Below are 8,378 nucleotides of genomic sequence, written 5' to 3' on the forward strand. Positions count from 1 at the left end.
ACACGGTGACCGCGGTCACCGCGTCGATCACGGGTTCCGCTACGGCGTGACCTTCTCGATCACGACGCTGCCGGTGCCCGCCGCGGTTCCGTGGCTGTTCACCAGGTGGACCTCGCCGAAGAACTGCCGGCCCTCGGGGGCCGCACCGGCGACCGAGACCTCGGCGCCGATCTGGGCGGAGGCGCCGTTGGCCAGGTTCACGGCCTTCGACTCGTCGACCTTGATCGTGCCGAGCGACGGCGCGTAGTACACGTCGCGATAGTCGTACGTGGTGGTCCCGGCCGGAACGCTGTAGCCGTCGATCACGACGGTGTACGTACCGGCGGCCGGCTTCACCAGGCTGACCGACTCCTCGGAGCCGGCCGTGGTGGACTTGCCGACCTGGGTGTTGCCCCGGAAGACGTACAGGTCGAGGTCGGCGTTGGCGTCCGACGTACCGCCGATGGCGACGTCCAGCTTCTCGACGCCCTCACCGATGGTGACCTCGAACTCCTGCTCGTCGCCCGTCCTGATCGACGGCTTGGCGACCTTGGCCGAGCCCAGCGAGCCGCCCTTGAGCGAGCCCACCAGGTCGCCCGCGTTGTTGGTGGCCTTCCAGCTCACCGGGGCGGGCGTGCCGATCTTCGCCTCGGCGATGGTCTGCACCGCCGGGTCGAAGGTCGCGCCGAGCAGCGAGACATCCAGCTTGTACGGGTTGTCCAGCAGCGGCGACGTGCGCCGCGCCTCGACCTCGATCTCCCAGACGCCCGGCTGCGGGTCCTTGTAGGAGCGCACGTCGGGACGGCAGGTGTTGGTCGGGTTCTCGTAGTTCGGGTAGCAGAAGATCGTGGAGCTGTTCTCCATCTGCACGCCGTACGGGTGGATCGAGATGAAGCGGGTCTGGCTGCCCGAACGCAGCGCGCTCATCGAGACCTCAAGGGTCTTGGCGCCCTCCGGAACGGTAAGGAAGTACGACGTGGTGCTGTTGCGCTGCACCGAGCCGGACGTCTTGAACGCGTAGGCGGGCTTCAGGAGCTCCTTGGAGACGACCACCGTGGTGAGGATCTGCTGGTCCACGCCGACGGTCTTGCTGTCGTCCACCAGCAGGATCGCGCTGTGCACGCCCGCGCTGCCCGGCTTCGCCTCGACCTTGACGGTGACCGGCTTGCCCAGCGGCAGGGAGACCGTGCCCGGGCCGGCCAGCTTGAAGGTGCCGTCGTTGTTCTTCCACGACAGCTGGTGCTTGACGGCCTTGTCCGGTCCCGTGGTGCGGGTGATCGTGACGTCGTACGACTTCTTCTGGCCGACCTGGAGGCCGCCCTCGCGGTCGTACAGGCCGGTGCCGAAGCCGGGGGTCTTGAGCGCGAAGTCGATCGCGGTGTCGACCGGGGCCTTCACCGTGTACTCGTGCGCCGGGGCGCCCTGCTTCTCGATCTGCTTCCAGGCGCCGACGATGTCGATCAGACCGGAGCCCTGGGCGTGCGCGGGCACGCCCTCGATGTGGGTGGCGGTGCTGGTCAGCGCGGTGCGCAGATCGGCCGGGGGCAGCTCGATGTGCTTCTGCTTCGCGGCGGAGAGCAGCAGCGCGGTCGCACCGGCGGCCTGCGGCGAGGCCATCGAGGTGCCCTGCAGCATGGAGTAACCGGCCGGCAGGGTGTAACCCGACTCCTTGACCGGGCTGCCGGGCAGCCAGGTCTGGGTGGTGTTGATCGCGGCACCCGGGGCCGACAGGGTCGGCGTGAAGCCGCCGTCCTCACGCGGGCCGCGCGAGGAGAACGGCATCATGTCGTACTTCTTGGTGACGTTCGAGCCGTAGTTGGCGGCCCACGTCTCCTTGGAGATCGACGCGCCGACGGAGATGACGTGGTCGGCGAGGCCGGGGTCACCGATCGTGTTGACACCCGGGCCGTCGTTTCCGGCCGAGATGACCAGCTGGACGCCGTAGATGTCGATGAGCCGCTTGTAGAGCTCGGCGCGGGCGTTGTTGCCGTCGTTCAGCGGCGGCAGGCCACCGATCGACATGTTGACGACATCGACACCGCGGTTCACGACGAGGTCGATCATGCCCTCGGTGAGCGCGATGTTGGTGCAGCCGCCGGACCAGGTGCAGGCACGCGAGGAGACGATCTTCGCACCCGGCGCGGCACCGTTCATCTTGCCGCCGAACAGGCCGTTCGCGGAGGTGATGCCCGCGACGTGGGTGCCGTGCTCGCTCTCGATGACGCCGATGTTCACGTAGTCGGACGTGTCGCCGGCCGCGTTGTAGACGACGTCCTTGCGCGTCTCCACGGTGAACGGGATGCGCTCGACGACATCCGTCCGCGGGTCGTCCTTGCCGAAGTAGGAGACCTGGTGCTTCTCCTTGTACGGCTTCATGGCGGTCTCGTCGGTGAAGTCGCCGTCGTTGTCCAGGTCGACGCGCACGGTGCCGGTGACCGGGTCGTAGAGCACGGCCCAGACGTCGGTGGTGTCACCGTCGCGGTTCAGGTCGCCCGCCATGTCGCCGCCCTTGGTGGCGGCCTCGGCGAACAGCTTGATCTTGTACGAGCCCTCGGGCGCCTTGTAGGTGCGGCCCTGGTAGGTGAACGTCGGGCCGGACACGGAGTCCGTCATCCGCAGCCAGGTGCCGTCGCCGTCGCTGACCGGGTCGGTGGCGGTCACCCAGTCGACGATCTTGCGCTCGCCCGTGGTGGTCTTCTGCAGCGCCGGGTGGCCCAGGTCGACACCCGAGTCGAGGATGCCGATGGTCACCCCGCGCCCGTCGGCCTTCGGGTGCTGCTGGACGAAGTCGACCGCACCCGTCTCGAAGGACGGGTTGTACGGGTTCTTCGCCGGGGTCTTCGCGCCCGGCGCCGGGTAGGAGCCGGTGGACTTCGTCTTCGCCGTGGTCCCGGCCGCGCGGTCGGCCGCGGGCGTCGGGTCGTCCAGCTTGATCTCCTGCTTGAGATCGATGCCTTGGACGGACGACAGCTTGGAGGCCGCCTTGATGGTCGCCTCGGCGGACGCGGTGGGCACGGTGGCCCGTACGTAGCCGAGCTTGTCGTACGCGCGTCCCAGCACGGACCCCTTGACGGCGTCCAGTTGCTTGGTGACCTGCGCGGTCGCACCGGGAGCGGTGGCGACCATCATGGTGATGTTCTTCTCGCCCTCGGCCTTGGCCTTGGCCAGGAGATCGGCGTCGGCCGTGCCGAGCTTGTCGGCCGTGGTGTCCTTGGCGGCGGACTTGACGGGGGCGGGGGCGGGGTCGTCGGCGGCGAAGACCGGGGCGGCGCCGGTGGCGGCCAGCGCGGCCACCAGGCCGGCGGCAGCCGCGACTCGGGCCGCGCGTCTCGCCCCGGGTATGGAACTGGGGGACTCGGTGGTCATCTGCATCCCTGAAGTGAAAGAGAGAGTCCGGAATTCGGTACCGGATGACCGCTCACCCTTTCGTAAATGACAGGGGTTTGTGGAGAGTTGTAGGGGGCGAGATGTGGACATGGCGGGCTTCCGCCAGTGCGGCTGATGTGCCATCAGGAACGAAACGGGAGATAAGTGGTCCCTGAGGCCCGACTTCAGCGGGGAAGGATCATCACGTACGCGGCCGGCTCTCGGGTGGCGGCAGCCATCAGTGCCGTACGCACCACGACCGCCTGCTCCTCCCGTGCGTCCCGGAGCTTCGTCGGCGAGAGGTGGACGACGGTGACGCCGAGCCGCTCCAGGTGCTCCCGTCCGGTGATGTACGAGGACCACTGCGCGTCGTGCTCCTCCTGGCGCAGGTCGTCGTCGAGCCCGCTGTGCCGGGGTGCCCTGGTGTCGAGCACCACGGCGACCGCCTGTTCGGGCCAGTACGCGTCCACCCCGCCGAGATGCGGGCCGCCGGGCAGTCGCAGGTCCACGTTCCACAGCGGCTCCGGCAGACCGTGCGACCGCACCGTGTCGTACAGCCGGCTCTCCGCCAGCGCCCGGCCCTCGGCGAGCAGCGAGTCGACGGCGTTCACCACCCGGGGGAGGCCCAGCAGCCCGGCCCGGCTCAGCTCGCTCACCACGGCGGCCGGTTCGCAATGCCCGCCGCGGACCACCTCGGTGAGCAGGCGACGTACGCCCGGGGCGTCCCCCAGCCCCGCCACCGCGTCCACGAGCGCCCGCTCCACCGGCGCCACGGGCAGACCCCCCACCTGCTCGGGCAGGGGTGGCTCGGCGGCCCGTACGAGATGGACGTACCGCACCGAGCGCAGCCGCCGGGTGCGCGGCACCAGCACATCGATCCTGGCCGACGGGGCGGGCGGTGGCGTGAGCGCGAACCCGTGCAGGGCGAGTGCGGCAAGCCCGGTGATCATGGCCTCGCCGTACCCGGACTCCGTGCCCGGCCCCGACTGTGCGGGCAGGTCCCGACGGCCCGACGCCGACGGCCGGCCGGCGTACAGCAGGGCGGAACGCAGCCGCTCCTCGGCGGTGGGCGGTCCCGGGTGCAGGACGTACACGCCGGGCAGCGGCTGCTGCCACGGCCCACCGGTCCGGCACTGTGCGGCGGCCTTCGCCGCGGACACGCCGTGTGCCCGCAACTGTGCGGCGGACAGCACTCGTTGACGGGCGTCACCGGCGACGGGGAGGTGACAGGGGGAGAGCGGGGAGTTCTGGGTCATGCTCCGGGGTATCCCGCACCCGGCCCTGCCGCTAACCCCTGTTACACGCCCGTCGACAATTCAGGACAACGTCGACCTAAAGTGCGCACGTTCGACAACCGAAAAGCTTGTCCCGCCAAGGATCGCCCGCCGTCTCGCCCGACGGAGCGCCGGTACGGCGGGCCCGGCCGGGCGCCCCGCGAGGCCCCCGCCCCGGACGGTGTGAGGATCGGGTCCGTCCGGGGCGGGGGCGAGGCCGGGGAGTGCCCGGCCGGGGAGCATCCGTCAGACCGCGGCCGCCGCCGTGTCGCACTCCTGCGCCCGCAGCGCCCGGGCCAGATCGTCCCGGGCCTCCAGCACCAGCCTCCGCAGCGCCGGTGCCGCTTCCTCGTGCGCGGTCAGCCACGCGTCCGTCGCCGCGAGCGTCGACGGATCGTCCTGGAGCGCCGGGAACAGACCCTTGACCACGATCACGCCGATCTGGATCGACCGCTCGGCCCACACCCGCTCGATCGCGGCGAAGTACTTGTCCGTGTACGGCGCGAGCAGCTCCCGCTGCGACGACTGCGCGAAGCCCGTGATCGTCGCCTCCACCAGCGCGTTGGACAGCGCGTCCGACTCCACGACGCCCGCCCACGCCTGCGCCTTGACCGCCGCCGACGGCCGCGAGGCCAGGCACCGGACCTGGTGCCGCTTCCCGGACGCCGTGTCGTCGCGGGCGAGTTCGGCGTCGATCGCCGACTCGTCGGCCACGCCGTACGCGGCCAGCGGCGACAGGAAAGCCCAGCGCAGTTCCTGGTCGATGTCGAGGCCGTCGATCCGTGCCGAGCCGTCGAGCAGCCCGGACAGCAGCTGGAAATCCGTGTCCGAGTCGGCCACCGACGCGAAGAACCGCGCCCACGCCAGCTGGTGCTCGCTGCCGGGCTCGGCGACCCGCAGCTCCCGCAACGCCGCCTCGGCCAGCGCCCGGCCGCCCTCCTCGCGCCACCCCGGCGCCGCGTAGTGCGTGAGCGCGGTCCGGGTCCACGTGTGCAGCATCTGCAGCACACCGATGTCCGACTCCCGGCCGGAGAAGGCCAGCACGAGGGAGACGAAGTCGCGGGCCGGCATCAGCCCGTCCCGGGTCAGGTTCCACAGCGCGGACCAGCACAGCGCCCGCGCCAGCGGGTCGGTCATGTCACCGAGGTGAGCCCGCAGCGTGGCCAGGGACACCTCGTCGAAGCGGACCTTGCAGTACGTGAGGTCGTCGTCGTTGACCAGGATCAGCTCCGGTCGCTCGGCACCGGCCAGCTCCGTGACCACCGTGCGCGGCCCCGCCACGTCCACCTCGGCGCGCGCGTACCGCACCAGGCCGCCGTCGGCGGCGCGCCGGTACAGCCCGACCGCGACCCGGTGCGGCCGCAGCTCCGGATGGGACTCGGCCGCCTCCTGGAGGACCGCCAGCTCCGTGATCCGGTCCGCCGAGTCGTACGTCGCCACCGGCGTCAGCGAGTTGACGCCCGCGGTCTGCAGCCACGACCGCGACCAGGCGGTCATGTCCCGCCCGGACGTCTCCGCCAGGACGGAGAGCAGATCACCCAGCTGCGTATTGCCGTAGGCATGCTTCTTGAAGTAGTGCCGCGCGCCCTCCAGGAACGCGTCCCGCCCCACGTACGCCACCAGTTGCTTCAGCACCGAGGCGCCCTTGGCGTAGGTGATGCCGTCGAAGTTGAGCTTGGCGTCCTCCAGGTCACGGATGTCGGCCGTGATCGGGTGCGTGGACGGCAGTTGGTCGGCGCGGTACGCCCAGGACTTGCGGTTGTTGGCGAAGGTGATCCAGCCGTCCTCGAACCGGGTCGACTCGACCATGGCGAAGACGCCCATGAAGTCGGCGAACGACTCCTTCAGCCACAGGTCGTCCCACCACTGCATGGTGACGAGGTCGCCGAACCACATGTGGGCCATCTCGTGCAGGATGACGTTGGCGCGGCTCTCGTACGACGCCTGCGTCACCTTGCCGCGGAAGATGTACTCCTCGCGGAACGTGACACAGCCCGGGTTCTCCATCGCGCCGAGGTTGTACTCGGGCACGAACGCCTGGTCGTACTTCCCGAACGGGTACGGGTAGTCGAAGTTGTCGTGGAAGAAGTCCAGGCCCTGCTTGGTGACGAGGAAGACGTCGTCCGCGTCGAAGTGCCGGGCGAGTCCCTTGCGGCACAGCGCGCCGAGCGGGATCTCCAGCTTCGTGCCGTCGTCGAACGTACGGCTGTAGGAGTCGGTGACGTAGTGGTACGGACCGGCCACGATCGCCGTGATGTACGTCGAGATCGGCTTCGTCTCGGCGAACCGCCGCACCTCGCCGTCCCGCGACTCCTCGGCCCCGTTGCTCCAGACCGTCCAGGCCTCGGGTGCCGTCACCTCGAAGCGGAACGGAGCCTTCAGGTCGGGCTGCTCGAAGTTCGCGAAGACCCGCCGCGAGTCGGCCGGCTCGTACTGCGTGTAGAGGTAGACCTCGCCGTCCTCCGGGTCGACGAACCGGTGCATGCCCTCGCCGGTCCGGCTGTACGCGCACTGCGCGTCGACCACGAGAACGTTGTCGCCCTCCGGCAGCTCCTCCAGTGCCACCCGCGTCCCGTCGAAGACGACGGCCGGGTCGAGCGGCTGCCCGTTCAGCGTCACCGCGTTCACGCCCGGCGCCACCAGATCCGCGAAGGTCGACGCCCCCGCCCGCGCCGTGCGGAACCGGATCGTGGTCACCGAGCGGAAGGTCCGCGGGCCCGAGGAGGTCCCGTCGCCGTCCCCGTCGGGCCCGCCGACGGCGGAACGCAGATCGAGAGCGACCTCGTAGCCGTCGACGCTCAGCAGCTCGGCCCGTACACGGGCCTCGTCGCGGGACAGGTTCTCACCGGGCACGGCACACTCCTTTGTGTCACGTTCGAATGGTTTGATCCTCCCATGTCGCCGCTCGGCCCGGCATTCGGGAATGGCCGGTGTGCCCGGAGGCGTTCTCGCCGACAGGCGCGAACGCCCTCATGAGGAGAGACATGTCTGACAACAGCACGGCGACCGGCAAGACCCCTGCCGATTTCTGGTTCGACCCGCTCTGCCCCTGGGCGTGGATGACCTCCCGCTGGATGCTGGAGGTGGAGAAGGTCCGTGACGTCGAGGTCCGCTGGCACGTGATGAGCTTGTCCGTCCTCAACGAGGACAGGATCGACGAGCTGCCCGAGGAGTACCGCGAGCTGCTGGAGAAGGGGTGGGGCCCGGTCCGCGTCGTCGTCGCCGCCCAGCAGAAGCACGGCGACGAGATCGTCGGACCGCTCTACACCGCGCTCGGCACCCGCTTCCACAACCGGGGCGAGGGCCCCACCCGCGAGGCGATCGTGGGCGCGCTTCAGGACGTCGGCCTGCCGGCCGAGCTGGTGGACTTCGCGGACTCGGACGTGTACGACGCCGAGCTGCGCGCCTCCCACAAGGAGGGCATCGACAAGGTGGGCCAGGACGTCGGCACCCCGGTCATCGCCGTACCGGGCGCGGACGGTGAGCAGATCGCCTTCTTCGGCCCGGTCGTCACCCCCGCCCCCAAGGGCGAGGAGGCGGCGAAGCTGTGGGACGGCACGCTCCTGGTGGCGTCGATCCCCGGCTTCTACGAGATCAAGCGGACCCGCACGCAGGGCCCGATCTTCGACTGACCGCCCACGGTGCCGCGCGGGGGGGGGGGGGCCGGCCCGCCCCCCCCCCCCCCCCCCCCCCCCCGGGAGCGCCGCGCCGGGGGGGGGGCCCCCGGCCCCCCCCCCCCCGGGGGCGGCGGGGGAAGGC

General features: G+C 70.5%; 4 protein-coding genes. 1 reads left to right on the top strand and 3 read right to left on the bottom strand.

Annotation, left to right across the window (positions count from 1 at the left end; all coding sequences use genetic code 11):
- Positions 1-39 precede the first annotated feature (39 nt).
- The 3 genes from ACIRP2_RS02230 to pepN all read right to left on the bottom strand — a co-directional run bounded on the left by ACIRP2_RS02230 (position 40) and on the right by pepN (position 7,472).
- On the bottom strand, positions 40-3,351 hold the full coding sequence (locus tag ACIRP2_RS02230; RefSeq protein ID WP_404245659.1) for a S8 family serine peptidase: 3,312 nt from the start codon (positions 3,349-3,351) through the stop codon (positions 40-42).
- 179 nt (positions 3,352-3,530) lie between these two features.
- Positions 3,531-4,601, bottom strand: coding sequence for a hypothetical protein (locus ACIRP2_RS02235; RefSeq protein WP_404245661.1), 1,071 nt, complete (start codon positions 4,599-4,601; stop codon positions 3,531-3,533).
- Positions 4,602-4,865: 264 nt separating this feature from the next.
- Positions 4,866-7,472, bottom strand: coding sequence for an aminopeptidase N (pepN, locus tag ACIRP2_RS02240; protein ID WP_404245663.1), 2,607 nt, complete (start codon positions 7,470-7,472; stop codon positions 4,866-4,868).
- A 131-nt stretch (positions 7,473-7,603) separates the two neighbouring features.
- Between pepN and ACIRP2_RS02245 the strand changes: the two genes are divergently transcribed.
- Positions 7,604-8,251, top strand: a complete 648-nt coding sequence (locus ACIRP2_RS02245; RefSeq protein WP_404245665.1) for a disulfide bond formation protein DsbA — start codon at positions 7,604-7,606, stop codon at positions 8,249-8,251.
- Positions 8,252-8,378 lie beyond the last annotated feature (127 nt).

This window comes from Streptomyces sp. NPDC101194, assembly GCF_044767885.1.
Lineage (GTDB): Bacteria > Actinomycetota > Actinomycetes > Streptomycetales > Streptomycetaceae > Streptomyces.